The following is a 26,121-nucleotide window of genomic DNA, read 5'->3' as shown; positions in this document are numbered from 1 at the left end:
GTCGTGGGGGACTGCGCGACCGTGGCGGCAGGTCGCGCAGTCCCACGTGCCCCCTTCAGGGGCGGCCTTCAGCGCACGACGTCCACGAAGACCGGGTTCGAGTAGAACCAGGTGTCCGCCCACGGGTCGCCGTTGCCCGGCTCGTGCGGGATCGGGCCGTGCGGGTCGATCGACGCGCCGAGGTAGCCGGCCCCGTGGCGGTTGCCGTCGCTGCCGCGCAGGCGGACGTAGAAGGACTCCTCGCCGGCGGTCAGCGGGATGCGCAGGGTGTACGTCCCCTTGCGGGCGGAGACGTCCTTCGAGGTAACGACCCTGGTGTCGGGCGCCTGCCACGTGTCCCGGTCGGACACCGGACCGCGCACCGCGCCGCGGATCACGTCGACGTGCGCCAACTGGGGCAGGATTCCCTGCGGGTTGGCCCGGGAGGCGGTCGTCACCGTCACGTACAGCGTGATCTTCTCGCCCTTGCGGACCCGCAGCCGCCCGCCGAGGGTGACACCCCGGCCCGCGTCGCAGTCCCGCCGCACGCGGACGTCGAGCCCGTCCAGCAGATGCCCGTGGTCGAGCCAGACGCGGCCCGCGCGCAGACCCTCCATCACCGCGCGGTAGCCGTAGCGGGTGACGCCGACGTGGGTGCGGCTGAACTCGCCGGGCCAGAAGTCGCTTCCGGGCTGCGGGGTGTCCGTGTTCACCGGGTCGGGCAGCTTGCCGGTGTTGTCGAAGTTATGCCCGGCCGGCCAGTCGCCGTTCTTCCAGGTGTCGAAGACGGTCCGGTGGTTGTCGGAGTTGGTGGTGATCGTGAACAGCCGGCCCTCGGCCAGCATCGAGTCCCACAGACCGCCGACGGTCGCGGTCGCCCAGTCGAAGCCGCCGTATGTGAGGTAGGCGTCCGTCGGATAACCCGACCAGGACTGCGCCGACGGCTTGTTCTCGTACTCGCCGCGGATGGAGGTGGTGCCGCGCCAGCCGGGGATCGCCGCGCCCTGGGCGCCGGGCGCCCCCTCCATGCCGATCATGATCTCGGGCGCCGCGTCACGCCAGTTGCGCATCTCGTGCGGGGAGTCGATGCCGAGACGCAACGGGTGGTTGGCGAGGACGAGGACGTCGTCGACGTAGCCCGAACGGCGCTGCTCCGCCAGCCACTTGATCGCCTTGACGGCGTGCGCCTCGTTGCGGGCGGTGTCGGCGGCGCCGACGGAGCCCTCGGTGTAGCCGAGCAGCTTGCCGTCGTAGGCGAGCTCGAACTGCGTGAGCAGGTCCACCTCGTGGGGGCCCGGCGCCGCGAACACGGTGCAGTGCTCGGCCGCCGGGATGTACCACTCCAGGCCCTGGAAGATCAGCTGACGCGGGTTCTCCGCGCGGGCCTCGAGGATCTCCCGGTGCTCCAGCGCGGCGCCGTGGGAGGCGTGCCCGAAGTTGGAGTGCTCGTTGAACACCATCCAGTCGAGGCCGTACTGGGCGGCGGCCTTCGCCTGCTGGGAGAACGTGTACTTGGCGTCGTGGCTGTAGACGGAGTGGATGTGGTGGTCGCCGACGAGGTAGGCGAGACGCGGGTCGTCACCGCCCAGACCGCGGCCCGGTGCGGCAAGCGCGGGCGTCGTGGCGGAGCCGAGGGCGAACGCCGCGCCGAACAGGCCCGCACGGCGGATGAGTTGACGGCGGGAGACGCCCTGGGCGTCGAGGTGCGCGGGGGAGACGGAGGGGTCGGCCCAGTCGGGCAGCTGCTGCTCGGTCATGGTGGTGTGAGTCCTCTTCGAGGGCGTCAGTGGTTCATGAAGGAGGAGACGGGCAGCGCCCGTGCGACGATCCGGACGTCGCCGAGGCGGCCGTGCAGGATCTGGTCGATCTGTCCGGCGTACTCGTAGCCGCCGAGCAGCCACGGCAGTCCGACGGAGGTGATGCCCACGGCCTTCGCCTTCGGGTTGCGCACGACCGGGCAGCCCTCGACGTACAGCGTGGTGTGCGAGCCGTCGTTGACGACCGCGAGGTGCCACCAGGTCTCCAGCGGTGTCTCCTGGCCCCAGTTGGTGGCGATGCCCTCCTGGTTCAGCGGGCGCATCGCCCACTGCGGTTCCCGGTCGTTGGACAGCGACAGGGTGGCGAGCGGTTCGTCGGGGTCGTCACCGGTCCTGCCCGCGGCGCCGCCCGTTCCCGTACGGCTGACCAGTCCCGACCAGGCGTGGTGCGCCGGGTCCCAGTCGGCAGGGAGGCGGTAGAACGCCTCGATGGTGTAACCGTCGTCGAAGGTGGCCGAGTTGAGGGGAGCGCCGTCGACCGTGCGCAGATAGGCACCCTTCAGCGGCGACTTGTAGCCCCGGAACTCCAGGCTGCCGTGGCCGGGTTGGTCGGGGTGGTGGTCCGACGACCAGCCGAGGGTGCCGCCGCCGACCGTGACGAGGCTGAGGTCGTTGCCGCGCCCGGAGAGGTCGCGGACGGTGCCGGAGACGGTCGTACCGTCGTCGTGGCCGTCGAAGCGCCAGTAGGCGACCGTGCCGGGGACGACGATCCTCGACACCGGCCGCGCGGGCCGGGCCGGCACCGGGTCGAAGCCGGAGAAGCGGTCGGCGAAGTCGATGTCCACCGAGAACCGGTCGGCGTCACCGCTGAGTTCGATCTCCCGCCGCTCCAGCTCGTTGAGCCCCCGCGCGGCCCGGCCCAGGATCCACGGGGACACGGTCTCCACGTCGATGACGTTCCGGTCGAGGTCGAACCGGTACAGGCGGATCATCGCCGCGCCGCCGAAGTAACGGTTCTGATAGTTCGTCAGGTGCAGATGGACGTCGTGTCCCGCCGCGTTCTTGCGGGTTGCCCGGCCCGCGGGCCAGTAGTGCCCGTTGAGCGTGAGGAAGATCTGGTCGTGGTCCTCGATCAGCCGGTCCCACAGCTGCTGCCCGTACGCCGACAACGAGTCGTCCTCGACGACCAGTTCGTGCGTGGTGAGGACGACCGGGGTCCTCGGGTGCCGGGCGAGGACGTCGGTCGCCCAGGCGTACCCCTGGTCCGAGAGCCGCCAGTCCAGGGCCAGCACCATCCACGCGCGCCCCGCCGCACGGAACAGGTGGAAGGTGTTGTAGCCGTCGGGGGAGGCCCCGCCGAAGCCGGACTTCCCCCCAAAGCGCCGCGGACCGAACGTGTCCAGGTACGGGGTCGCCCCGCGCTGGTCGGTCGTCGACGACTTCACGTCGTGGTTGCCGGCCAGGACGCTGTAGCCGACCCCGCGCCGGTCGAGCAGCTCGAACGCCTCCCCGATCGCGGCGAATTCGGCCTCGGCGCCGTTCTGCGTGAGGTCGCCGAGGTGGGACAGGAAGACGATGTTCTCCTCCCTGCCGTGCTCCAGGAGGTAGCGCAGGGACGCCTCCACCGGTGCCTTGTCGATGCTCGGACCGTCGAAGAGGTACTGGGTGTCGGGCATCACGGCGAGCGTGAAGCGGCGGCTGTCGGTGTCGGGGCGCCAGGCGGAGGGCGCTGCCTCGGCGTCGGCCGCGGGCAGTGCGACCGAGGCCGTGGCGGCGGCGCCGAGCAGCGCGGTGGCCCGCAGGAAACTACGCCGTCCGGCGCCGGCCTGCGCGGCCTCGCACGGTTCGTGGGCATGCGAAGTACACACGTGTGCTCCGTTGGGGAAGCGGGGGAAAGTCCTTGAGGAGATGGGGGGTTACAGGGTGCGCAGGGTCCAGCTCCAGCGGTGGACGCCGGGTGCGACGAGATAGGAGGGGAAGGTGTCGGGGCCGCACGAGGCCGTACCGAGGCCCCGGTGTGCGGCGTCGAGGTGCACCACGCAGCCCGCGCGCGGCACCAGTTCGTCGTGGTGGGCTGCGGCGGTCAGGTCCTCGGCGCGGTACCGCGTGACGGAGACCTGGCGCGGCTCGTCCGCGGTGACCGCGAGGCCTGTTGCGTCCGGCCCGGAGAGCGTGAACCGCCGCACTCCGTGCCGGCCGCCGCTCTCCTGCGGCCGCAGGTAGGGGGTGAACAACTCGTCCACGGGGAGGGAGTGATGGCCGACCGGCGCGCCCCCGCTCCGGTCCGGGTAGGACTCCCAGGGGCCCTGCCCGAACCACTCCAGCACATCGAGCCCGGCGACCGTCTCGAAGACCGACCCGACCCGAGCCACGTCGTCGAACTCCGCGGGCAGCTCGGCCAGTTCGTCCACCCGGACACCGCCTTCGACAGGTGTGAACACCTGCCGGTGCCGGACCACACCCGTCGTGCCCGCGTACTCGGCGAGCACGGTCACCGAATCGTCGTCGCGCCGCACCGACACCACCTTGCGCACGAGGGCATCGAGTCCCCACGTCCGCCAGCGCAGTGCCATGCCGCCCAGTTCGTCGTTGTCGGTGGGCGCCCGCCACAGCGACAGCGTCGGCCCGGCCGTCAGCAGCGGATGGACCAGCAGCCCGTCGGCGTCGACCTCCACACTGCCGCGGACCATCGGGTCGTCGACGACGACGGCCGCCCGCAGCCGCACCTGCGGCGCGCACACCTCGGTGCCCCGCGGCGCCCACGCCAGGTCCTCGGCAGTCGTCACGCGCAGCGTCAGCCACGCCTCGCCGCCGTCCTCCGGCAAGGCGATCGGCAGCGGCACCACGGCCGTCTCTCCCGGCCGCAGCGCCGGGAGTTCGGCGGGAGCGGTCAGCGTACGGCCGTCCGCCAGCGCCAGCTCCCACTCGCCCGCGAGCCACTCCAGGCCCCGGAAGTGCTGGTGGTTGGAGACCACCAGCCCCTCGTGCCGGAACAGCTCCAGCCGGACCGGCGCGGCGAGTTCCCGGTGCTCGTACATGACGGGCTTCGGGGTGCGGTCGGGGAAGACGACACCGTCGGCGATGAACGCGCCGTCGTGGTCCTTCTCGCCGAAGTCGCCGCCGTACGCCCAGCGGTAGCCGGGTGCGGTGACACCGTTGTCGTAGAGGCCGGCGCCCCCACGCCCGACCGGTCTTCCGTCGTTCACGGACTGAAGGATTCCGTGGTCCCAGAACTCCCAGATGAACCCGCCCTGAAGACCCGGGGTGGCCTCGATGGCGGCCCAGTGGTCGGCCAGCGTGCCGTTGCTGTTGCCCATGGCGTGCGAGTACTCGCACTGGATGAGCGGCTTGGTCTGCTCCCCGGACAGCGCGTGCGCCACGCAGTCCTCCAGCGGCGCGTACATCGGGCAGGCGATGTCGGAGGCGAGCTCCGGGTCCGCCCAGCCGAGCTTGGCCGCCCCCTCGTACTGCAGCGGCCGCGTCGGGTCGTGCCGGCGCACCCAGCCCGCTGCCGCGTCGTGGTTGGCGCCGTAGTCGGACTCGTTGCCCAGCGACCAGATGATCACCGACGGGTGGTTCTTGTCCCGCAGCACCATCCGCGACACCCGGTCCACGAAGGCGTTCAGATAGCGCGGGTCGTCGGCGATCTCGTGGGCGTGGTCGTGGGACTCGATGTCCGCCTCGTCGACCACGTAGAAACCGAGTTCGTCGGCGAGGTCGTACAGCGTCGGGTCGTTCGGGTAGTGCGCGGTGCGGATCGCGTTGAAGCCGAAACGCTTCAGCAGGACCAGGTCCGCGCGCATGTCCTCGTACGACACCGTCCGCCCCGTCAGCGGGTGGAAGTCGTGCCGGTTCACTCCCCGGATGAAGATCCGCTCGCCGTTGACCAGCAGGTCCCGGCCGACGATCTCGACGTCCCGGAAGCCGACGCGGTGCCGGGAGGTGTCGGCGACGGAGCCGTCGGCGCGGTGCAGGCGCACCGTCAGGCCGTACAGCTCGGGCGTCTCGGCGGTCCAGGTGCGCACCTCGGGCACGCGCGTGTGCAGCCGTGCCTCGCCGAGGAAGTCCGAGACCCGCTCGTCCTCGGCGTTGACCCGGTCGAACTCCGTGTCCTGCGTGAGCGCCAGCCCGTCCAGCTCCCCGCTGACATACCACCCCTCGGGCAGCGCCCCGGCCGCGTCCCGCACCCTGCAGTCGACCCGCAGCTCCCCGTCCCGCGCCGCGCGCACGGTCACGTCGGCCAGATGCAGCGGGTCGGTCGCGTACAGCAGCACCGAGCGGGTGATCCCGCCGTGCCACCAGTGGTCCTGGTCCTCGATGTGCGAGGCGTCCGACCACTTGACGACGGTCAGCCGGACGACGGACCGCCCACCGGGACGTACGACGCCGGACAGATCGAACTCGGCGGCGAGGTGGGAGTCCTTGGACAGGCCGACGGGCCGCCCGTCCACATGGACCAGCAGCACGCTCTCGGCGGCGCCGACCTGGAGCACGATCCGGCGGCCGGCCCACTCGGCGGGGACGTCGACCTCGCGCTCGTAGACACCCGTCGGGTTGTGGTCGACGGGCGACAGTGGGGGGAATTCTGTATACGGCATACGGATGTTCAGATACTGCGGAAGGTCGACCGTCGCCCGCAGCGGGTCGTCCGTATCCTGCATGGTCCATACGCCCGGCACGAGGGCCGTCGACCACGCACCGCCGACCGGCGCCTGCGGAGCGGACAGCAACTGGAAGCGCCAGTCGCCGTCCAGGGAGTTTGCTCCGGCGCGCCGGTCGACGGCGTTCATGGGCAGCCGCCCCCAGGAGGTCACCTCGGGTGCCTGCCAGGGGCGGAGCGCCAGCAGGGGGTCCGGCAGCGGGTGGTTCACTTGATGGCTCCCTTGCCGAGGTCCCCGATGATCTGGCGGGCGCCGACCGCGAACACGATCAGCAGCGGGATCAGCGCGAGCAGTGCGCCGGTCATGACCATTCCGTAGTCCGTCGTTCCGTGAGTTCCGTTGAGCTGGGACAGCGCGACCTGGAGGGTGACGTTGTCCGGGTTGGTGAGGGCGATCAGGGGCCAGGCGTAGTCGTTCCACTGGCCCATGAAGGTGAAGATGCCCAGGAAGGCCAGGCCCGGTCGGACCACCGGCAGGGCGACGTGCCAGTACTGGCGCAGGAAGTGCGCGCCGTCGATGCGGGAGGCGTCGAGGAGTTCGTCGTGGATGGCGCCCTTCATGTACTGACGCATCCAGAAGATGCCGAACGCGTTGGCGGCGGCCGGCACGATCAGCGAGGTCATCGAGCCGATCCAGCCGAGCTTCGCCATGATGACGAACTGCGGGATGGCCGCGAGCTGCGCGGGGACCATGAAGATGACCATGAGCAGCGCGAACAGCACGTTCTTGCCCGGGAACTCGAACTTGGCGAAGACGAAGGCGGCCAGCGAGTCGAAGAACAGGACCAGGAAGGTCACCGAGCCCGCGACCAGCAGCGAGTTGACCATCGAGCCGAAGAAGTCGATGTTGTCGAAGAGGTGACGGGCGTTCTCGAGGAAGTGCGAGCCGGGGAGCAGCTTCGGCGGGTACGAGAAGATCTCCGACGACGAGTGCGTCGACATGATCACGGCCCAGTAGAACGGGAAGGCCGACAGGAGCAGGCCGATCACGAGCACGGTGTGCAGCGCGATGCCCCGGCTGCGGGTTCCCTTGATGGATGCCATGGTGAGCGGCCTCCCTAGTCTTCGCCCCGGCGCTGCACCAGGCGCCAGTTGACGATCGAGAAGAGGATGACGACGAGGAAGATGCCCCACGCCACGGCGGCGCCGTAGCCGAAGTCGTTGTTGTCGAAGGTCTGCTGGAAGAAGTACAGGACCATCGTCTGGCCGGAGTGGCCGGGGCCGCCCGCGTACGTCGAGTCGTTGGCGGTGGTCTGGAGCAGGACCTGTGGTTCGGAGAAACTCTGCAGACCGGTGACGGTCGACACGACGAGCACGAACAGCAGCACCGGCCGCATCATCGGCAGCGTGATCCGGAAGAAGGTCTGCACGGGACCGGCGCCGTCCATACGGGCCGCTTCATACAGTTCACCGGGGATCGTCTGCAGACCGGCGAGGAAGATGATCGCGTTGTAGCCGGTCCACTGCCAGGTCATCAGCGTGGCGATGGCGACCTTGATGCCCCAGGGGGTGTTCAGCCAGGCCACCTGGTCGATGCCGACCGCCTGCAGCAGGGCGTTGACCAGGCCGAAGTTCGTGGAGAACACCGAGCCGAAGATGATCGCGACGGCCACCACGGACGTGACGTTCGGCAGGAAGTAGGCGAAGCGGTAGACGTTCTTGAAACGGACCGCGGAGTTGAGCATCACGGCCGTGACCATCGCCAGGAAGATCATGGGGAAGGTGGCCAGCACCCAGATGAGGATCGTGTTGCCGACCGAGTTCCAGAAGTCGGTGTCGCCCAGCAGGTACTGGTACTGCGACAGGCCCGCCCACTCCATCGAGCCGAGGCCGTCCCAGCGGTGGAAGGAGACGTAGAGCGAGAACCCGACCGGGATCAGGCCGAAGCCCAGGAACAGCAGATAGAACGGGGAGATCGCGGCGTAGAGGTGCCAGTACGTGCGAAAGCCCTTTCTGGGCTGCGTGGCGGGCGCGGCCGCCACGGTCGCCGGGGGCTTGTCCAGCGCGGGGGCGGTGGCCATCAGTAGCTCACCCCCAGGTGCTTCGCGATGCGCCGGCACTTGCTCATGGCGTCACTCCAGGCCTGGTCCGGGTCCTTGCCGAGGACGCCGACGTTCTTGATCTCGTCCTTGATGGGCTGCCCGAGCGCGATGTCGTAGGGGCTGTTGTAGGTGACCGGGATCTTCTGCGCGGCCGGCCCGAAGACGTCCATCGTGACCTGGCCGCCGAAGAACGGGTCGGGCTCCTGCAGCTTCTTCATGCCGTACGAGGCCGGCGTGGACGGGAAGAGACCCGCGTCGACGAAGCCCTGGGCCTGGTTGGGCGCGTTCAGCAGCCAGGTGATGACCTCGAAGGCCCTCTCGGGTTCCCGGCACGCCTTGGTGATCGCCAGGAACGAGCCGCCGATGTTGGAGGGGCCGCCGGGACAGTTCGCCACCCGCCACTCGCCCTTGGTCTTCGGCACACCGAGTTTGATGTCGCTGGTGGCCCAGGAGGCGTTGAGCTGGCTGGGCAGTTTGCCGCTCTCGGTGGCCGACAGCTGGTCCGGCGTACCGCTGACGAGCTGGGAGACGATCCCGCGCCGTTTGGCGTCCACGGCCCGGTCCCAGGCGGTCTTGATGTGCTCCTCGTCGCCGATGAAGTGGCGGTCCTTGTCGACGTAGTTCTTCGTGCCCTGGTTCACCGACATGGTGAAGACGCTGGTGATGTCGGTGAGCAGGTAGGTGTCCGGGATCCGCTTCTTCAGCTGGACTCCGGCGTCGAGGAACTTGTCCCAGGTGTCCAGCTCGCGGGAGACGTCCTCGGGCTCGTAGGGCAGTCCGGCCTTCTCGAAGACCGCCGGCATGTAGTAGTGCGCGACCGGCCCGCAGTCGATCGGGAAGCCGACCATCGTGCCGTCGTCGGCGATGCCCTGGTCCCACTTCCAGGACAGGTACCGGCTCTTGTACTTCTCGGCGCCGAGTGTCCGCAGATCGATGAACTGGTCGGCGTTGGGCAGGTAGGACGCCATGTCCTCGCCCTTGAGGCCCGCGATGTCGGGGATGTGGGCCCGGCCGGCCATCGTGGTGATCAGCTTCGACCGGTAGTAGCCGCCGATCTGGATGGCCTGGAGGTTCACGGAGCTGTCGTAACGGGCCTTCGCGTTCTTCACGACCGTGTCGCTCAGACCGCCGCTCCAGTACCACAGGACCATGTTCCGGCCGGTGGAACCGGTCGGAACGGCACAGCCGGATGCCAGGCCGCCGAGGGCCGTGGCGGCCGTGCCGGCCAGGCCCGCGCGCAGCAGGCCTCTACGTGAGAGCCGCAACGCTCCCACCGCCTTTCGGATCTGTTCGCGTCTTCACAGACGGGATGCACAACCAGGGGCAAGCTTTTGGGGCAGGAAGCCCGGGACGGTCAGGGCTGCCGGGCGGGCGGGGTGACCGGGGCGTACCGCACCGGCGGGCCGACGTCCGCCGGTATACGGTCGGCGAGGAAACCGTATGCACGCTTCAGTTCGGGGTCGGTCACCGACCGCCACCACCGGTCGACGCCGTACCAGCCGGGCGCGGCCAGCGCCCCGCCGTGATGGCGTACGGACAACCCGGCGGCCAGTACGGCGAACCGCAGCCGTTCCTCCAGCGGCCAGCCGCCGAGCGAGGCGGCGACGAAGCTCGCGCCGAACACGTCACCGGCGCCCGTCGCGTCCAGGACATCGATGTCAAGGGCCGGGACCCCCGCGTACTCGCCGGTCGTCTGGTCGACCGCGACGGCGCCGTCGCCGCCCTGGGTGACCACCGCCACCGGCACCAGTTCCGCGAGCGTGCCGAGGGCCGCGACGGCGCTGTCGGTGCGGGTGTAGGCCATCGCCTCGGCCTCGTTGGGGAGGAAGGCGTGGCACAGGGCGAGCTGTTCGAGCAGGTCGGTGGACCACTGCTGGGTGGGGTCCCAGCCGACGTCGGCGTAGATCTGCGTACCGTTCGCGGCCGCCTTCGCGAGCCAGGCCTGTGGCTCGGCCTCGATGTGCACGAGGGCGGTGCGCGCCTCGGGCGGGGCGCCCATCAGCACGTCCTGCGAGTACGGCGGTTCCTGGCCGTGGGTGACGAGCGCCCGGTCGTGGCCGTGCGCGAGGGCGACGGTGACGGGGGTGGGCCAGTTCTCGGCGACCCGGGACAGCGAGAGGTCGACGCCCTCCTGGCCGGCGATGACCTCATGGCAGTACGCGCCGTAGAAGTCGTCGCCGAAGACCGTGGCCAGGGAGGTTCTGAGGCCGAAGCGGGAGGCGGCCACCGCGAGGTTGGCGATGCCGCCGGGGCCGCAGCCCATGCCGGCGGTCCAGATCTCCTCGCCCGGCGTGGGCGGCTTGCCCAGCCCCGTGAGGACGAGGTCGTAGAAGAGCAGCCCGGTCAGCAGCACATCGGGCCGGTCGTCGTCCACGGAGGCGTCCTCTCGTCGGGGGAGTCGTGGGGAGCTCGCGCCCGTCCACGGGAGCTCGTCAAAACTCTTCATTTCGTGACCGGAATCGTGCGACGCCAGCCGCCCTCGGTCAATAGCTGAGCAGAACTGAGCATAGAAATGATCGAAGATGACGAGTAGTGTTCACGACGTGCTGGCAGAACGACGACATCAACTCATCCTGCGGGCCCTGCGCTCCGGTGGTCCCGCGGCCGTGACGGATCTCTCCGAACAACTGGGCGTGAGTCCCGCCACGATCCGGCGTGACCTGGTGAAACTCGAGGAGGACGGCCTGCTCACCCGTGTCCACGGCGGGGCCGTCGTGGAGGAGGGCGACCAGCCCTTCGCCGAGGTCGCCGAGGTGCGCGTGTCGGAGAAGGACGCCATCGCCGCGCACGCCGCGGCGATGATCAGGGACGGTCAGTCGGTCCTGCTCGACATCGGCACCACCGCCTACCGCCTCGCCCGTCAGCTGCACGGCCGCCGCATCACGGTGATCACCAGCAATCTGGTGGTCTACGAGGAGCTCGCCGACGACGAGGGTATCGAGCTGGTACTGCTCGGCGGGATGGTCCGCCGCGAGTACCGTTCCCTGGTCGGCTTCCTCACCGAGGACAATCTGCGCCAGCTGCACGCCGACTGGCTCTTCCTCGGCACCAGTGGAGTGCGTCCCGGCGGGCAGGTGATGGACACGACGGTCGTCGAGGTGCCGGTGAAGCGAGCCATGATCAAGGCCGGTGACAAGGTTGTCCTGCTGGCCGACGCGGCGAAGTTCCCGGGTACGGGGATGGCGAAGGTCTGCGGTCCCGAGGACCTGGACGTGGTGGTGACGAACGCGCCGGTCGACCCGGCGACCCGTGCCTCCCTGGAGGAGGCGGGCGTCGAGGTGGTCGTGGCAGGAAAGGTGCAAGCGTGAAGCTGACGATTCTGGGCGGCGGCGGGTTCCGGGTGCCGCTCGTGTACGGGGCGCTCCTCGGGGACCGCGCGGAGGGGCGGGTCACGGAAGTCGTTCTGCACGATCTGGACGACAGTCGACTGTATGCAGTCGCCCGTGTACTGGCCGAACAGGCCTCCGCTGTCCCCGACGCCCCCACCGTGACGGCCACGACCGACCTCGACGAGGCGCTGCGCGGCGCCGACTTCATCTTCTCCGCGATCCGCGTCGGCGGTCTGCAGGGCAGGGCCGACGACGAGCGGATCGCCCTCGCTCAGGGCGTCCTCGGACAGGAGACGGTCGGCGCGGGCGGAATCGCCTACGGTCTGCGGACGGTCCCCGTCGCCGTGGACATCGCCCAGCGCGTCGCCCGCCTCGCGCCCGACGCCTGGCTCATCAACTTCACCAACCCGGCCGGCCTGGTCACCGAGGCCATGTCCCGGTATCTCGGCGACCGCGTCATCGGCATCTGCGACTCACCGGTGGGCCTCGGCCGCCGAATCGCCCGGGTGCTCGGCGCGGACCCGAAGGAGGCGTGGATCGACTACGTCGGCCTCAACCACCTCGGCTGGGTCCGCGGCCTGCGCGTCGCCGGCCGCGACGAGCTGCCGCGGCTGCTCGCCGACCCCGACCTGCTCGGCTCCTTCGAGGAGGGCAAGCTGTTCGGCGTCGACTGGCTGCAGTCGCTCGGCGCGATCCCGAACGAATACCTGCACTACTACTACTTCAACCGCGAGGCCGTCCGCGCCTACCAGCAGGCCGAGAAGACCCGCGGCGCCTTCCTGCGCGAGCAGCAGGCCCACTTCTACGAGGAGATGCGCGACCCAGGCGCGGCGGCCCTGTCCGCCTGGGACCGCACCCGCGCCGAGCGCGAGGCCACGTACATGTCGGAGAACCGCGAGACGGCCGGCGCGGGTGAACGCGACGCCGACGACCTCTCCGGCGGCTACGAGAAGGTGGCCCTCGCCCTGATGCGGGCGATCGCCCGCGACGAGCGCACCACGCTCATCCTGAACGTGCGCAACCAGGGCACCCTCTCGGTGCTCGACGCGGACGCCGTCATCGAGGTCCCCTGCCTCGTCGACGCCAACGGCGCCCACCCCGTCGCGGTCGCCCCGCTGCCCGGCCACGCCACCGGGCTGGTGTGCGCGGTCAAGGCGGTCGAGCGGGAGGTGCTGGCCGCGGCCGAGTCCGGCTCGCGGGCGACGGCGGTGAAGGCGTTCGCGCTGCATCCGCTGGTCGACTCCGTGAATGTCGCCCGCAGGCTCGTCGAGGGCTATGCCGAGGTCCATCCCGGGCTCGCGTACCTTAGGCGCTGAGATATAGAGAAAGCGCTTTCTGAGCCTGTCGGCTCTCCCCACCCGGTTCCTTCTTCCCGGTTTCCTGGAGACACCCCATGCACGACGAACGCCGCCGCATCGAGGAGCGCGTCGAGCGCGTCCACAACCAGCGCATCAAGCCCGCGATCTACGCGGCCACCGTTCCCTTCGAGGTCGAGGCCTGGCAGGCGCCGGGGGAGCCGGTGCCGTTCGAGGAGGCCGCGGCCGCCGCCTACGAGCCCTTCGCGATGGACACCCCGTGGGGCCCGCCGTGGGGGACGACCTGGTTCCGGATGAGCGGGCAGGTCCCCGCCGAGTGGGCGGGCAAGCGGGTCGAGGCGGTCATCGACCTCGGCTTCGTGGGCGACTGGCCCGGCAACCAGGCCGAGGCACTGGTCCACCTCACCGACGGGACGCCGCTCAAGGCGGTCAACCCGCTCAACCAGTACGTGCCGATCGGCAACCCCGCCGTGGGCGGCGAGCAGATCGACTACCTGGTCGAGGCGGCCTCCAACCCCGACATCCTGGCGAACGACTTCGCGGCGCCGACGCCGCTCGGCGATGTACTGACCGCAGGCGACCGTCCACTGTATACATTCCGCCGCGCCGACCTCGCCGTCCTCGACGAGCAGGTCTGGCACCTCGACCTGGACCTCCAGGTGCTGCGCGAGCTCATGGTCCACCTCGGCGAGCACGAGCCGCGCCGCCACGAGATCATGCACACCCTGGACCGCGCCATGGACGCCCTGGACCTGGACGACATCTCCGGCAGCGCGGCGGCCGTCCGCGAGGTGCTCGCGCCCGTCCTGGCCCGGCCCGCGCACGCCAGCGCCCACACCATCTCCGGCGTCGGCCACGCGCACATCGACTCCGCCTGGCTGTGGCCGATCCGCGAGACCAAGCGCAAGACGTCCCGCACCTTCTCCAACGTGACGTCGCTGGCCGACGAGTACGAGGAGTTCATCTTCGCCTGTTCGCAGGCCCAGCAGTACGAGTGGGTGCGTGACAACTACCCGCACGTGTGGGCCCGCATCCAGGAGTCGGTGAAGAAGGGCCAGTGGGCGCCGGTCGGCGGCATGTGGGTGGAGGCCGACGGCAACCTGCCCGGCGGCGAGGCCATCGCCCGCCAGCTCATCCACGGCAAGCGGTTCTTCATCGAGCACTTCGGCGTGGAGACCAAGGGCGTCTGGCTGCCGGACTCCTTCGGCTACACCGCCGCCTACCCGCAGCTCGCCAAGCTGGCCGCCAACGACTGGTTCCTCACCCAGAAGATCTCCTGGAACCAGACCAACAAGTTCCCCCACCACACCTTCTGGTGGGAGGGCATCGACGGCACCCGCATCTTCACCCACTTCCCGCCCGTCGACACCTACAACGCCCGCTTCAGCGGCGAGGAGATGGACCGCGCGGTCCGCAACTACTCGGAGAAGGGCGCCGGAACGCGCTCGCTCGCCCCGTTCGGCTGGGGCGACGGCGGTGGCGGCCCCACCCGCGAGATCATGGAGCGCGCCCGTCGCCTCGCCGACCTGGAGGGCTCGCCCAAGGTCGTCGTCGAGCACCCCGACACCTTCTTCGCCAAGGCCCGCGAGGAGTACCCGGACGCGCCGGTGTGGGTCGGTGAGCTCTACCTGGAGCTGCACCGCGCCACCTACACCTCGCAGGCCCGCACCAAGCAGGGCAACCGGCGCAGCGAACACAAGCTCCGCGAGGCCGAGTTGTGGGCGACGACGGCCGCGCTGCACGCGCCGGGCTACTCCTACCCGTACGAGAAGCTGGACCGGCTGTGGAAGACGGTGCTGCTGCACCAGTTCCACGACATCCTGCCGGGCTCGTCGATCGCCTGGGTGCACCGCGAGGCCGAGGCCGAGTACGCGCGCGTGGCCGGGGAACTGGAGGCGCTGACGGCCGAGGCGGTCGCGGCGCTCGGCGCGGGCGGCACCCGGGTGTTCAACACCGGCCCGTACGACCGCGCCGAGGTGATCCGCACCTCCGCGGGTGCGCCGGCGTACGTCGAGGTGCCCGCGAGCGGCAGCGCGCCCCTCGCCACCGCGGAGGGTTCACCGCAGCCGGTGACGGTCTCCGACGGCCGGGTCCTGGACAACGGACTGGTCCGTGTACAGGTGGCGGACGACGGCACACTGTCTTCTGTATACGACATCCGGGCCGGCCGCGAGGTCCTCGCCGGCCAGGGCAACCTGCTCCGTCTGCACACCGACCTGCCCAACTACTGGGACGCCTGGGACATCGACAAGCACTACAAGAACCGCTTCACGGACCTGCTGGACCCGGACTCGGTCACCGTCGTCGAGGACGACCCGCTGCTCGGCGCGATCCGGGTCACCCGCTCCTTCGGCAAGGGCTCGACCCTCACCCAGACGATCACCGTCCGGGCCGGCAGCCCCCGTATCGACATCGAGACCGACATCGACTGGCACGAGGCCGAGAAGATCCTCAAGGCGGCCTTCCCGGTCGACGTGCGGGCCGCGCACTCCTCCGCCGAGATCCAGTTCGGTCATGTCCAGCGGCCCACGCACACCAACACCAGCTGGGAGTCGGCCCGTTTCGAGGTCTCCGGCCACCGCTGGGTGCACATCGGCGAGCCCGGGTACGGCGTCGCGGTCCTCAACGACTCGACGTACGGCCACGACGTCTCCCGTACGGTCCGCGAGGACGGCGGTACGACGACCACGGTCGCCCTCAGCCTGGTGCGTGCCCCGCGCGTCCCGGACCCCGAGGCCGACCAGGGCCGGCACCGCTTCACCTACTCCCTGCTGCCGGGCGCCACGATCGGGGACGCCGTCGCCGAGGGCTACGCGCTCAACCTGCCGCTGCGCGTGGCGGAGTCGGCGGGTGCCGCGGAGCCGGTCGTGGCGGTGGAGGGCGCGGGCGTGACCGTCGAGGCGGTCAAGCTCGCCGACGACCGTTCGGGCGATGTGGTGGTGCGGCTGTACGAGTCCCGCGGCGGCCGTGCCCGGGGTGTGCTGCGCACCGGCTTCCCGCTGGCCGGCGCCCAGGTCACCGACCTGCTGGAGCGGCCGTGGGAGGAGGACGCGGCGGCGGCCGTGTTCGCCGACGGCGCGGTCGAGGTGACCCTGCGCCCCTTCCAGGTCCTGACGCTCCGGCTGCGTCGCGGCCGGTAGGGCCGGACCTCTTCCGGGCGGGCACGGCCCTGCCGTGCCCGCCCCCCTTCGAAGTCACCCTCTTTGCCGAGGAGTTCATCCGTGCCCATGCAACCCTGGTTCACCGACGCCAAGTTGGGGATCTTCGTCCACTGGGGGATCTACGCCGTCGACGGCGTGCAGGAGTCCTGGTCGTTCTACGACGACATCGTGCCGCACGACCGGTACATGTCCCAGCTCGGCCGTTTCACCGGAGCGAAGTACGATCCGCGTGCCTGGGCCGACCTGTTCGCCCGCGCGGGAGCCAAGTACGCCGTACTGACGACCCGTCACCACGACGGCGTGGCCCTGTGGGACACCGCGTACGGCGATCTCAACCTCGGCCGCGACTACCTCACCGGCTACGCCGACGCCCTGCGCGAGAAGGGCCTGAAGGTCGGCTTCTACTACTCCCACTCCGACTGGAACCACCCCGACTACGCCAGCACCCGCAAGCCGGGCCGTCCGCCGGAGATGGAGGACAACCGCTACTCCGAGTGCTCGGCCGAGGACGAGGACCTTCAGGCCTGGGAGCGGTTCATCGCCTACCGGGACGGCCAGATCACCGAGTTGGCGTCCCGTTACGAGCCCGACCTGATGTGGTTCGACGGCGAGTGGGACCGCAGCGAGGAGCAGTGGCGCATTCCCGGACTGGCCGCGCTCATCCGGTCGTACTCGCCGCACGTCGTCTTCAACGCGCGCATGCTCAGCGAGGGCGACTACGCCACGCCCGAGCAGGGCGCCCCCATCGTGCCGCCGGACGGCCCCTGGGAGCTGTGCCTGACGATCAACGACTCCTGGGGCTACCAGCACCACGACCACAACCACAAGTCACTGGCCCAGCTGGTCCGCTACTTCGCCGAGACCATCGGCGGGGGCGGAAACCTGCTGCTGGACGTCGGTCCCATGGAGGACGGCACGATCCCGCAGCCCCAGGTCGAGCGCCTCGAAGGGCTGGGGGAGTGGATCCGTCGGCACGCCGACGCCGTGTACGGGACGGTGCGCGGGCTGCCGGCCGGGCACCACTACGGTCCGAGCACGCTCTCCGCGGACGGCCGCACCCTGTATCTCACCCTGTTCGACATCCCGCGCGCGGAGATCGGCGTACGGGGTCTGGTGACGCCGGTCCGCAAGGTCACCGTCCTGGGCACCGGTACCGAACTCGGCCACCGTGTCGTGGGCGGGCTGCACGAGGCGGTCGGTGTGCTGTGGATCGACCCGCCGGCCGAGGCCGACCTCGACCCGTACGCCACGGTGCTGGCGGTGGAACTGGACGGCGAGCTGGAGCTGTACCGGGGGTCGGGCCGCTTCTGACCCGGCACGGGAAAACGGGGGCGAGCGGGCGGCCGCTCCCCGTGACAGCGGCCGACCGACCCGATCCCCCGTGCCCGGGGATCCCCCATTGATCCCCGGCTTTCCCCGTTGCCCCCGTTGGTGCTTCCCCATGGAACTGTGTGGATCACTGTGCTGCGCCGCAGGCCCACCGGGGCCCCCGTACCCCCGTTGTCCCCCGTCGTTCCCCGGTGGCCCTCACGGTTACATCGTTAAGAGCGCGCACCCGGGGCCCTGATACACCTCCCGCGAAAAAAAGTCCCCCGGACCTGGATCCGGGGGACCGCACGGGTCGGAGCGGCCCGCGGTGGGGGAGCGGGACTCAGCCGGTGAAGCCGGCCGTGATGGAGGTGAACTGCCAGGTGCTCTGGCTGATGCCGGAGCAGTTGCTCACCACGCCCCCGCCCGGGCACGGCCGGTCGCGGTTGACGGACCAGTAGGCGAGGCGCGCGATGTGGTGGGAGTTGGCCCAGTCGCGGATCTGGGTCCAGATCGCGGGGGTGGTGTTCTCCTGCTGGTCGGACAGTCCGTTCATGCCGGAGATGCCGATGTGGGCGTAGGCGGTCGCGTCGTCCCATCCGAAGGTGGACTTCAGCTTGGCCTTGAGCCCCTCGGTGGCGTTCACGGTGTTGCCGTACATGTCCGAGCCGCCGCCGAAGTCGAACGGCATGATGGTGAAGACGTCGATGTCGGCGTTCAGCGACTTGGCCTGCTCGATGAGCCGGTTGCCGTAGTACGTCGGTCCGGTGGTCGAGGTCCCGAAGGTGACGATGGTCTTCAGGCCGGGGTTGTTGGCCTTCACGGTCTTCAGCGCGGTGAGGATCCGCGCCTGCACGGCCTCGTTCTCGAACTCGTCCGTGTTCTCGATGTCCATGTCGATCGCCTTCAGCGAGTAGGCGTCGATCACCTTCTGCAGGGCGGCCGCGAGCGCACTGGCGGAGGAGCAGTTGGCGCCGAGCTTGCTGCCCTGCCAGCCGCCGAACGACGGCACGATGTCACCGCCCGCCGAACGGACCTGGTTGATGACGGTCTGGTCGATCCCGCCGGTGAGCGGACGGGTGCTGTCCCACATCGGGTTGCAGCCGCCGCCGTCCAGCATGAACGCCATCGTGAACCACTTGATGCCGGTCGCGCTCATCACCGTGGACACGCTCGGCGGATCGCCCCAGCCCTCGTACAGATAGGGCGCGGCCTGCTTGAACGAGGTCCCGCCGCTGCCCGCGTTCGTCGTCACGGACACGGAGTTGGAGGCGCCGGAGACGTTCCCGGCGGCGTCGCGCGCCCGCACCGTGAAGGTGTAACCCGTGCTCGGGGACAGCCCGTTGACCGTGGCGGAGGTCCCGGAGACGCTGAGCACCTGCGCGGACCCGCTGTAGATGTCGTACGCGGTGACCCCGACGTTGTCCGTCGAGGCGGTCCAGGACAGCGACACGCTGGAGGACGTCTTGCCCGTGGACGTCAGCCCGGTCGGTGCGCTGGGCGCCTGGCTGTCCGAGCCGCCGCCCCCGCCGGGCCCGTCCAGGCTGATGTCGTCGGCGTAGTAGGTGCCCTGGGCGTACCAGCCGTGCACATAAATGGTCGCGCTGGTCTGCGAGGCCCCGGTGGTGAAGGACACCGACAACTGGCTGTACGCCGACGGCGACGACGTCCAGGTGGAGGCGCCGCCGTCGACGCCGAGGTAGACGTAACTGCCCCGCACCCAGCCGCTCAGCGTGTACGCCGTGTTCGGCTGGACGGAGACGGTCTGGCTGCACTTGGCGTTGTCGCTCGAACTCACCGCCCCCGCAAGGGCTTTGGAGCCGCCGTGCACGGGCGAGGAGACGACCGAGCCGAGATTGCCGGTGCAGGACCAGGGCGACAGCGCCCCGGACTCGAAACCGGGGTTGGTGAGGACGTTGGCCGCTTGGGCGGTGCCGGGAAGGGCGATGGCTCCGGCGAGGGCGAGTGCCGCGGAGCCCATCAGGGCGAGAACTCGACGCCAGGGGCGTCTACGGGATGTCGTGCGCACGCGATCTCCCTGAAGAGGTGGGGTGTTCGGGAGTGCAGAGCTGTGCAAGGGGGTGCGCAACAAAGTTGGTATGGACCAATCCGCCTGTCAAGGAGAACGGCGAGATTGGTCCATACCGGTGAGGTGATTGTTCTCAGGGGCGCGGGGCTGTGTGGACACGCGGCTCCGCCGCGTGGGCGCGACAAGTCGCAGTCGGCCCGCGCCCGGCGTACGGCCTAGAGCGGCAGTACTTCGGCCGCGGCCGCCGCAGGCGCGTTCACCTCGACGGAGTCGGCCTGCGCGGGAACGGCCGGCAGCAACGGCTCGGTGGTCTCTTCCGCCCGCTGCTGGGGCAGCGAGATCGAGCGGAGCTGACGCGGCCCCGACACCACCGTGTAGTCCTGCCCCAGGAACGGCGGCACGACCTCACCCGGGTCCTCACCCAGCGCCAACTGCACAGCGGCCCAGGGCGCGTTGACCCCGCAGAGCGACAGCTGGTGCAGCCCGCCGGCCGGCCGTGTGTTGACGTCCATCAGCACCGGCTGGTCGCCGAACATCCGGAACTGGATGTTGGACAGGTAGTGCAGTCCGAAGCCCTCGGCGATGCGCCGGGCCGGCTCCAGCCACTGCTCGTGCAGCGTGAAGCCCCGGCGGCGGCCGTTCTTGCTGCGGCCGATCGCCATCCGGACGATGTTGTCGGGGCCGGTGAGGCAGTCCACCGACACCTCGGGCTGCTCCAGACGCGGCATCACCAGCCAGTCCACGCCCTCGTCGGACTGCTTCAGCGCCTCGACCACCAGATCCAGCTGCACGTACGGCGTGGGGAAGCCGCTGAGGTGCATGAGCGAGAAGGGGGCGCGTGTGATCACACGGAAGCCCACCCCGCCCGCGCCGGACGCCGGCTTGAAGCACGCCTTGTACCCGGCCTCCTCCAACTCCTCTACGGCGGGGACGAGTTCCTCGGCGTTGCGCACCCGGTACCACGGCGGCACGGGCACGCCGATCGCCTGGACCGCTTCGTAGGCGACCACCTTGTCCTCGAACACGGCCACGGCCTCGGGCGTCGGCGCCAGCAGGGCCGTACCGATCGCCTCGAAGTCGGAGCGGTGCGCCACGATCGCGGCCTGCTGGAGGCGGGGCACGAAGACATCGATGCCGCGGCGCTGGCACTGGTCGAGGGCGTACTCGACGTAGGCGGCGGGGGACAGGCCCTCCGGCTCCAGGTCGGCGGTGTCGGCGGCGGCCAGCACGGGAGAGTCGGCGTCGCCGTGCGTCGCATGGATCTCGACCGCGCGATCGCTCGGATTTCGCCGCAGCTGATCCATGAAGAACACGTTCTCCGCGTACGTGCGGTTGAGCCAGACGCGTACGCGAGAGACCATGCGAGGCCGCCTTTCACGGTTCGCGGGCAGGGCAAAGCAAGCCCGTGCCCGGGCAGGGGGAATGGAGGGTCACCAAACCGCCCTGCTGAAGGGGCGTTCATGGCGGTGGTGTTGGGGCGATCATACGGCTTCCCGGGGGTGCCGCGTGCAACGCGCGTGTTACGGATTTTCTGATCTTGTTCCTGATTGTCGAGAGCTCGGGTAATGACCTGACCCGCCGGTAACCGCACGATCGCGTTCGGCGACCGAGTGTGGCCTTGTCCCGTGCCCATGAATGTGCTGTCGTGGTGACCTTCGTGGGTCGGTGAACGGAGGGACACGAGGTGAGGTCGACGGCCGGCGGTGCCGGACATCTGCTGGCCATCAGCGATCTGCACATCGGCTATCCCGAGAACCGCGCCCTGGTCGAGCGCATGGCGCCGGAGACGGACGAGGACTGGCTGCTGGTCGCGGGGGACGTCTCGGAGAACGTGGCCGACATCCGCTGGGCGCTGAAGACCCTCGCCGGCCGCTTCCGCAAGGTGGTCTGGGCCCCCGGCAACCACGAACTGTGGACCCACCCCTCCGACCCCGTCGGCCTGCGGGGGGTCGCCCGCTACGAGCACCTCGTCGACCTGTGCCGCGACCTGGGCGTGATCACTCCCGAGGACCCCTACCCGGTGTGGGAGGGCCCGGGCGGCCCGGTGGCCGTGGCGCCGCTCTTCCTGTTGTACGACTACTCGTTCCTGCCGGCCGGCTGCACCACCAAGGCGGAGGGGCTCGCGTACGCGGAGGGGACCGGCATCGTCTGCAACGACGAGTACCTGCTGCATCCCGACCCCTACCCGAGCCGCGAGGCCTGGTGCCGGGCGCGGGTCGCCGAGACCGAACGCAGACTCGCCGAACTCCCTGCCGATCTGCCCGTCGTCCCCGTCAACCACTATCCGCTGCACCGCCACCCGATGGACGTGCTGTGGCACCCCGAGTTCGCCATGTGGTGCGGCACCGAGCTGACCGCGGACTGGCACCGCCGCTTCCGCGTCGCGACCATGGTCTACGGTCATCTGCACATCCCCCGGACCACCTGGCACGAGGGCGTCCGCTTCGAGGAGGTGTCGGTGGGCTACCCGCGCGAGTGGCGCCCGCGCCCGCAGCCCCCGGGCCGGCTGCGCCGCATCCTGCCGGCGGGGCCGGAGACGGTGCTGAAGACGGGCGAGGAACAGCGGGAGGCGGCGCGGGAGACGTCGCGGGCGGAGGGCGAGGCCGGGTGATCGAGGAACTGCTGCCGGAGTCCGTGGTGGCCGTCGAGGCCCTGGGGGTGGAGGGCGTCCGGGAGTTCGAGGACGCGCCGCTGTACCCCGAGGAGGAGGCGCTGGTGGCCCGTTCGGTCGCCAAGCGGCGCCGCGAGTTCACCGTCGTACGCTCCTGCGCGCGGCGCGCCATGGAGAAGCTCGGGGTGCCCCCGCAGCCCGTGCTGCCCGGCGAGCGCGGCGCCCCGCAGTGGCCGGACGGCCTGACCGGCAGCATGACCCACTGCGAGGGCTACTGTGCCGCCGCTCTGGTCCGCGCCGCCGACCTGGCCTCCCTCGGCATCGACGCCGAGCCCGACGAGCCGCTGCCGCAGGGTGTCCTGTCCGCCGTCGCCCTGCCGGCCGAGGAGGAGCGGCTCGGCCGGCTGAGCGCGGAGCGGCCCGGGGTGCACTGGGACCGGCTGCTGTTCAGCGCGAAGGAGTCCGTCTACAAGGCGTGGTTCCCCCTCACCCGTAAGTGGCTGGACTTCAGCGAGGCCGACATCGACGTCTCGGCCGGCCCCGCCGGGCAGACGCGCGGTACCTTCCGCGCCCGCCTCCTCGTGCCCGGACCGGTGGTCGGCGGCCAACGGCTCGAACACTTCGACGGCACCTGGACGGCCCGTCAGGGCCTGGTCGCCACGGCGGTCACGGTCCACCACACCTGAGGCAGCCCACGGCCGCCCCGATGATCCCCGTCAGCCGTCAGCCGTCAGCCGTCAGCCGTCAGCCGTCAGCCGTCAGCCGTCAGCCGCTAGCGGCCGGTCGCCGGCTGCCTGCGACCAGCCCCGCGCCCCAGCGTCCGGCGCGGCGCTCCAGCCCCCGGCCCCGCGACCGCGGCCCCTCGCCGTCTCCGGCCCCCCCGCCACCCGCTCACGGCGCCGGGCACCAACTGTGCAGCAGTTTGAAGAACTCCTCCTCGTTGCCCGCGAGTCCCGCCTCCGCCAGGGCCCGCTCCGCTTCGGCCAGTACGGCGGGCGGGACCATCGGGGGCAGCCGGTGGTGCGGCGGGCCGGAGGTCTCGCCGCACGTGCCGCCGAACTCCTCGCCGAAGGCGGCCCGTACGGTGTGCAGGAGCCGCAGATAGGCCTGGACGGCGGTGCGCTCGCGGTCGGTCAGTACGGCAGTGGGCATCGGTCGGCTCTCCCCGTGTCGGCGTCGTCTCCCACGCGCCGAGGCGGCGCGTACGCCGCCCCACGACGGCGCACCTCCCAGCTTGCCGCCCACCACTGACAATCCGGTCCAGCCGCCTTCCGGTTCGCCCGCTTAGCGGAGGCGAAACCTCCCCGAAATCCCCCGGGGAAAACGGTCCCTACGCTGGGAGGAAGCGCTTTCGGCCAACTGTCGACGGCTACAGGACACGCAAGGAGGGCGCGTGATCGACGTCCCGAAGCGTCGCCCGGCGCGCGCCGCGCGACTGCGCCCGGTGGGCGACCCGGAGCCGACCCTGCAGTACCGGGTCGTGCACGGCTACCGGCGTGCTTTCCGGATGGCCGGCCAGGGTCCCGCCCTGGTGCTCATCCACGGCATCGGCGACTCCTCGGCCACCTGGTCCGAGCTGATCCCGGGCCTGGCCCGCACCCATACGGTCATCGCCCCCGACCTCCTCGGCCACGGCGCCTCCGACAAGCCCCGCGCCGACTACTCGGTGGCCGCGTACGCCAACGGGCTGCGCGATCTGCTGACCACGCTCGGCATCGAGTCGGCGACGCTGGTCGGGCACTCGCTCGGCGGGGGAGTGGCGATGCAGTTCGCCTACCAGTTCCCCGAGCGCACCGAACGGCTCATCCTCGTCAGCGCCGGCGGTGTCGGCCGCGAGGTCACGCCCGCCCTGCGGCTCGTCTCCCTCCCCGGCGCCCATCTCGCGCTCTCAGCACTCCGGTTGCCCGGCATGCGTCTCCAAGTCGGCCTGGCGATAAGGCTGATGAAGCTCCTGGACACCGATCTGGGCCAGGACGCACCCGACTTGCTCCATCTCGTCGATGCCCTGCCCGACGACACCTCGCGCAACGCCTTCATCCGCACCCTGCGCGCGGTCGTCGACTGGCGCGGGCAGGTGGTGACCATGCTCGACCGCTGCTATCTGACCGCCGGGATGCCCACCATGCTGCTGTGGGGCGACCGGGACAGCGTGGTGCCGGTCCGCCACGCCCACGGCGCGCACGAGGCGATGCCGGGCAGCCGGCTGGAGATCTTCGAGGGCGCAGGACACTTCCCGTTCCACAGCGACCCCGCCCGGTTCCGCGCCCTGGTCGAGGAGTTCACCCGCACCACGGCCCCGGCCGACTGGAGCCGCGACCACTGGCGCGAACTCCTGCGCGAGGGCCGTCCGACGGCGCACCCGGGTCTGCCCGAGGAGACCGTACGGGACCTGCGGGAGGCAAGTCGGCGCAGCGCGACCTGATGATCGTACGGAGAGGTCAGTTCTGCGGTCCCAGATAGCCCAGCGAGGCCTCGATCCGGCCCGCCAGGTGGTCGCGGCCGCGGCCGCGCGGGGAGGAACCCGCCAGCCATGTACGGCACTTGCTGGCCAGGAGCAGGCCGAAGCTCTCGGCCTCCTTCTCGTCGGACAGGTCGAAGCGGGTGCGTGCGGCGACCCTGCGGACCGTCGCCTGGAGGTCCGCCCCGTCGTGGAGTAAACGGGCCGCGACCGAGGCGCCCTCGACGTGGTGGCCGCAGTGGCCCGCGTTCATGTGCCACAGCTCGTGTCCGAGGATCACCAACTGGTGGTCGGGCGCGGTGCGTTCCTCGATGACGACGAGGTCCTGGTCGGCCATGTCGAGCCACAGCCCGCTCGCCGTGTCGGTGGGGAAGGCCGCCGTGCGGAAGTGGACGGGCCGGCCCCGGCGTCTGCTCATCCCGTCGCACAGCGCGGAGTACAGCTCCGCCGGAGCGGCGGGGGCCGGCAGGGTCAGTTCGGAGACGAGTTCGCCGCTCAGGCGGCGCATTTCCCTGGCGATGCCCACTGTTCTCCCCCGGATCACGACTCGGGCCGCTTCACGCTCTCCAGGAGCATGTCCAGCCACTCCGCGACCTTGTCCCGGTGCTGGTCGGTGGGCAGCTGTGCCGCCCGCCAGGCGATCCCGCGCACGCCGTGGTCCTGCAGCAGCCGCTCCAGCGGGTCCTCGGCGGCCGCGGCGGCCTCCCGTGCGGCGAGCCTCTGCAGCAGCTCCTGCTCGGTGTGCTGGAGGGCGCCCGCGAGGGCCTCGGGGTCCTCCGCCGTGAGGAAGCCGGCGTGGACCCGGAAGAACCGCTGGATCGCGTCGCAGTGCTCCATCGTGGGGCGGCGGTCGCCGTTGATGAGGGCGCCCGCCTGCTGCCGCGACATACCGGCGCCGTCGGCGATCTCCTGCTGGGTGTACTTTCGGCCGTTCGGCTTGAGCCGGGTGCGGCGCAGCAGGTCCAGACGCTGCAGGAACCGGGTCTGGACGTCTGGTTCGCCCGCCGGGCGGCCGCTCAGCAGGGCCTTGACCACGTACTCCGGGACACCGGAGGCGACGGACAGCCGCCCGGTGTCGAACACCTCGGCGTGCGCCACCCCGAGCCGGTCGGCGAGCTGGGCGACACGGGCGACGACGGCCGACAGCAGCACCGTCGCCGTGGCGCCCGGAACCTCGAAGCCATCCGACACCGACAGGTCTCCTACGTCTCTCACGTCCCTCTCACCGGCAGGCGAACGCCGTGAACTGCGTGGAGAGTAGCCCGTCTTTCGAACTCACATCCAGGTCTCGCCACAACTGTGGCCAATTTCAGCCGTCAAGAGCACGGAATGCCACGATAGTTGCCACGTCACATACCTTTCGAGACACTTTTCCGGTCCAGCTGGTGCCTGCCGATGCTCGCCTGTTTCGCGGCGGCCGTGGAGCGCCACGGGCACGACGCCGGACTGCAGGCGATCCGGCGGGAGATCG

19 protein-coding genes are annotated in these 26,121 nt (G+C 70.5%); 7 read left to right on the top strand and 12 right to left on the bottom strand.

The features are described 5' to 3' along the window. Nucleotides 1-68: 68 nt before the first annotated feature. The 7 genes from ACIRF9_RS32685 to ACIRF9_RS32655 all read right to left on the bottom strand — a co-directional run bounded on the left by ACIRF9_RS32685 (nt 69) and on the right by ACIRF9_RS32655 (nt 10,812). Nucleotides 69-1,736 (bottom strand): histidinol-phosphatase, encoded by a 1,668-nt coding sequence (locus ACIRF9_RS32685; protein WP_403829501.1) that lies wholly within the window; start codon nt 1,734-1,736, stop codon nt 69-71. Nucleotides 1,737-1,762: 26 nt separating this feature from the next. Next, nucleotides 1,763-3,604 carry a LamG-like jellyroll fold domain-containing protein gene (locus ACIRF9_RS32680; RefSeq protein ID WP_403829498.1) on the bottom strand — a complete coding sequence of 614 codons (1,842 nt, stop codon included), beginning with the start codon at nt 3,602-3,604 and terminating at the stop codon, nt 1,763-1,765. 48 nt (nt 3,605-3,652) lie between these two features. Continuing rightward, nucleotides 3,653-6,595 carry a glycoside hydrolase family 2 TIM barrel-domain containing protein gene (locus ACIRF9_RS32675; protein WP_403829943.1) on the bottom strand — a complete coding sequence of 981 codons (2,943 nt, stop codon included), beginning with the start codon at nt 6,593-6,595 and terminating at the stop codon, nt 3,653-3,655. Between the two features lie 8 nt (nt 6,596-6,603). Continuing rightward, nucleotides 6,604-7,440, bottom strand: a complete 837-nt coding sequence (locus ACIRF9_RS32670) for a carbohydrate ABC transporter permease (protein ID WP_403829495.1) — start codon at nt 7,438-7,440, stop codon at nt 6,604-6,606. Nucleotides 7,441-7,454: 14 nt separating this feature from the next. Beyond that, nucleotides 7,455-8,417, bottom strand: coding sequence for a carbohydrate ABC transporter permease (locus tag ACIRF9_RS32665; protein ID WP_403829492.1), 963 nt, complete (start codon nt 8,415-8,417; stop codon nt 7,455-7,457). Then, nucleotides 8,417-9,703, bottom strand: coding sequence for an extracellular solute-binding protein (locus ACIRF9_RS32660; RefSeq protein WP_403829490.1), 1,287 nt, complete (start codon nt 9,701-9,703; stop codon nt 8,417-8,419). Before ACIRF9_RS32660 ends, ACIRF9_RS32665 begins: the two co-directional genes overlap by 1 nt. 89 nt (nt 9,704-9,792) lie before the next feature. Next, a complete protein-coding gene (locus tag ACIRF9_RS32655) occupies nt 9,793-10,812 on the bottom strand; it encodes a carbohydrate kinase family protein (RefSeq protein ID WP_403829487.1) in 1,020 nt (339 codons plus the stop codon). A gap of 169 nt (nt 10,813-10,981) precedes the next feature. On the opposite strand from ACIRF9_RS32655, the gene ACIRF9_RS32650 reads away from it, so the two are divergent. The 4 genes from ACIRF9_RS32650 to ACIRF9_RS32635 all read left to right on the top strand — a co-directional run bounded on the left by ACIRF9_RS32650 (nt 10,982) and on the right by ACIRF9_RS32635 (nt 17,555). Continuing rightward, the gene (locus ACIRF9_RS32650) at nt 10,982-11,746 is read left to right on the top strand and encodes a DeoR/GlpR family DNA-binding transcription regulator (protein ID WP_403829941.1); all 765 of its coding nucleotides are present in this window, start codon (nt 10,982-10,984) and stop codon (nt 11,744-11,746) included. Further along, nucleotides 11,743-13,083, top strand: a complete 1,341-nt coding sequence (locus tag ACIRF9_RS32645) for a 6-phospho-beta-glucosidase (protein WP_403829484.1) — start codon at nt 11,743-11,745, stop codon at nt 13,081-13,083. Before ACIRF9_RS32650 ends, ACIRF9_RS32645 begins: the two co-directional genes overlap by 4 nt. Nucleotides 13,084-13,160: 77 nt before the next feature. Next, nucleotides 13,161-16,223 (top strand): alpha-mannosidase, encoded by a 3,063-nt coding sequence (locus ACIRF9_RS32640; RefSeq protein ID WP_403829482.1) that lies wholly within the window; start codon nt 13,161-13,163, stop codon nt 16,221-16,223. An 81-nt stretch (nt 16,224-16,304) separates the two neighbouring features. Next, nucleotides 16,305-17,555 carry an alpha-L-fucosidase gene (locus ACIRF9_RS32635; protein WP_403829479.1) on the top strand — a complete coding sequence of 417 codons (1,251 nt, stop codon included), beginning with the start codon at nt 16,305-16,307 and terminating at the stop codon, nt 17,553-17,555. A gap of 340 nt (nt 17,556-17,895) precedes the next feature. Here the strand turns inward: ACIRF9_RS32635 and ACIRF9_RS32630 are convergent, their stop codons facing one another. Both ACIRF9_RS32630 and ACIRF9_RS32625 read right to left on the bottom strand, forming a co-directional pair. Then, nucleotides 17,896-19,533, bottom strand: coding sequence for a carbohydrate binding domain-containing protein (locus tag ACIRF9_RS32630; RefSeq protein WP_403829938.1), 1,638 nt, complete (start codon nt 19,531-19,533; stop codon nt 17,896-17,898). Nucleotides 19,534-19,796: 263 nt separating this feature from the next. Further along, the gene (locus ACIRF9_RS32625; protein WP_403829476.1) at nt 19,797-20,942 is read right to left on the bottom strand and encodes an ATP-grasp domain-containing protein; all 1,146 of its coding nucleotides are present in this window, start codon (nt 20,940-20,942) and stop codon (nt 19,797-19,799) included. Nucleotides 20,943-21,265: 323 nt separating this feature from the next. Here ACIRF9_RS32625 and ACIRF9_RS32620 point away from each other — a divergent pair, with 323 nt between their 5' ends. Together ACIRF9_RS32620 and ACIRF9_RS32615 are read left to right on the top strand one after the other, a co-directional pair. Beyond that, nucleotides 21,266-22,192, top strand: a complete 927-nt coding sequence (locus ACIRF9_RS32620) for a metallophosphoesterase family protein (RefSeq protein WP_403829473.1) — start codon at nt 21,266-21,268, stop codon at nt 22,190-22,192. Further along, nucleotides 22,189-22,878 carry a 4'-phosphopantetheinyl transferase gene (locus ACIRF9_RS32615; RefSeq protein ID WP_403829470.1) on the top strand — a complete coding sequence of 230 codons (690 nt, stop codon included), beginning with the start codon at nt 22,189-22,191 and terminating at the stop codon, nt 22,876-22,878. The genes ACIRF9_RS32620 and ACIRF9_RS32615 overlap by 4 nt, the downstream gene beginning before the upstream one ends. Before the next feature lie 205 nt (nt 22,879-23,083). On the opposite strand, the gene ACIRF9_RS32610 is transcribed toward ACIRF9_RS32615, so the two are convergent. Next, nucleotides 23,084-23,344 carry a hypothetical protein gene (locus tag ACIRF9_RS32610; RefSeq protein ID WP_403829468.1) on the bottom strand — a complete coding sequence of 87 codons (261 nt, stop codon included), beginning with the start codon at nt 23,342-23,344 and terminating at the stop codon, nt 23,084-23,086. A gap of 241 nt (nt 23,345-23,585) precedes the next feature. On the opposite strand from ACIRF9_RS32610, the gene ACIRF9_RS32605 reads away from it, so the two are divergent. Next, the gene (locus ACIRF9_RS32605; protein ID WP_403829465.1) at nt 23,586-24,614 is read left to right on the top strand and encodes an alpha/beta fold hydrolase; all 1,029 of its coding nucleotides are present in this window, start codon (nt 23,586-23,588) and stop codon (nt 24,612-24,614) included. A gap of 16 nt (nt 24,615-24,630) precedes the next feature. On the opposite strand, the gene ACIRF9_RS32600 is transcribed toward ACIRF9_RS32605, so the two are convergent. Continuing rightward, nucleotides 24,631-25,158: a toxin-antitoxin system, toxin component gene (locus ACIRF9_RS32600; RefSeq protein ID WP_403829462.1), complete on the bottom strand. Its 528-nt coding sequence runs from the start codon at nt 25,156-25,158 to the stop codon at nt 24,631-24,633. Between the two features lie 32 nt (nt 25,159-25,190). Continuing rightward, on the bottom strand, nt 25,191-25,841 hold the full coding sequence (locus ACIRF9_RS32595; RefSeq protein ID WP_403829459.1) for a helix-turn-helix domain-containing protein: 651 nt from the start codon (nt 25,839-25,841) through the stop codon (nt 25,191-25,193). Between the last annotated feature and the right edge of the window lie 280 nt (nt 25,842-26,121).

The organism is Streptomyces sp. NPDC096132 (assembly GCF_044763345.1).
In the GTDB taxonomy this organism is placed as follows: Bacteria; Actinomycetota; Actinomycetes; order Streptomycetales; family Streptomycetaceae; genus Streptomyces.
Note: the sequence above shows the minus strand (reverse complement) of the source record. Positions and strands in the feature narration are given on the sequence as shown.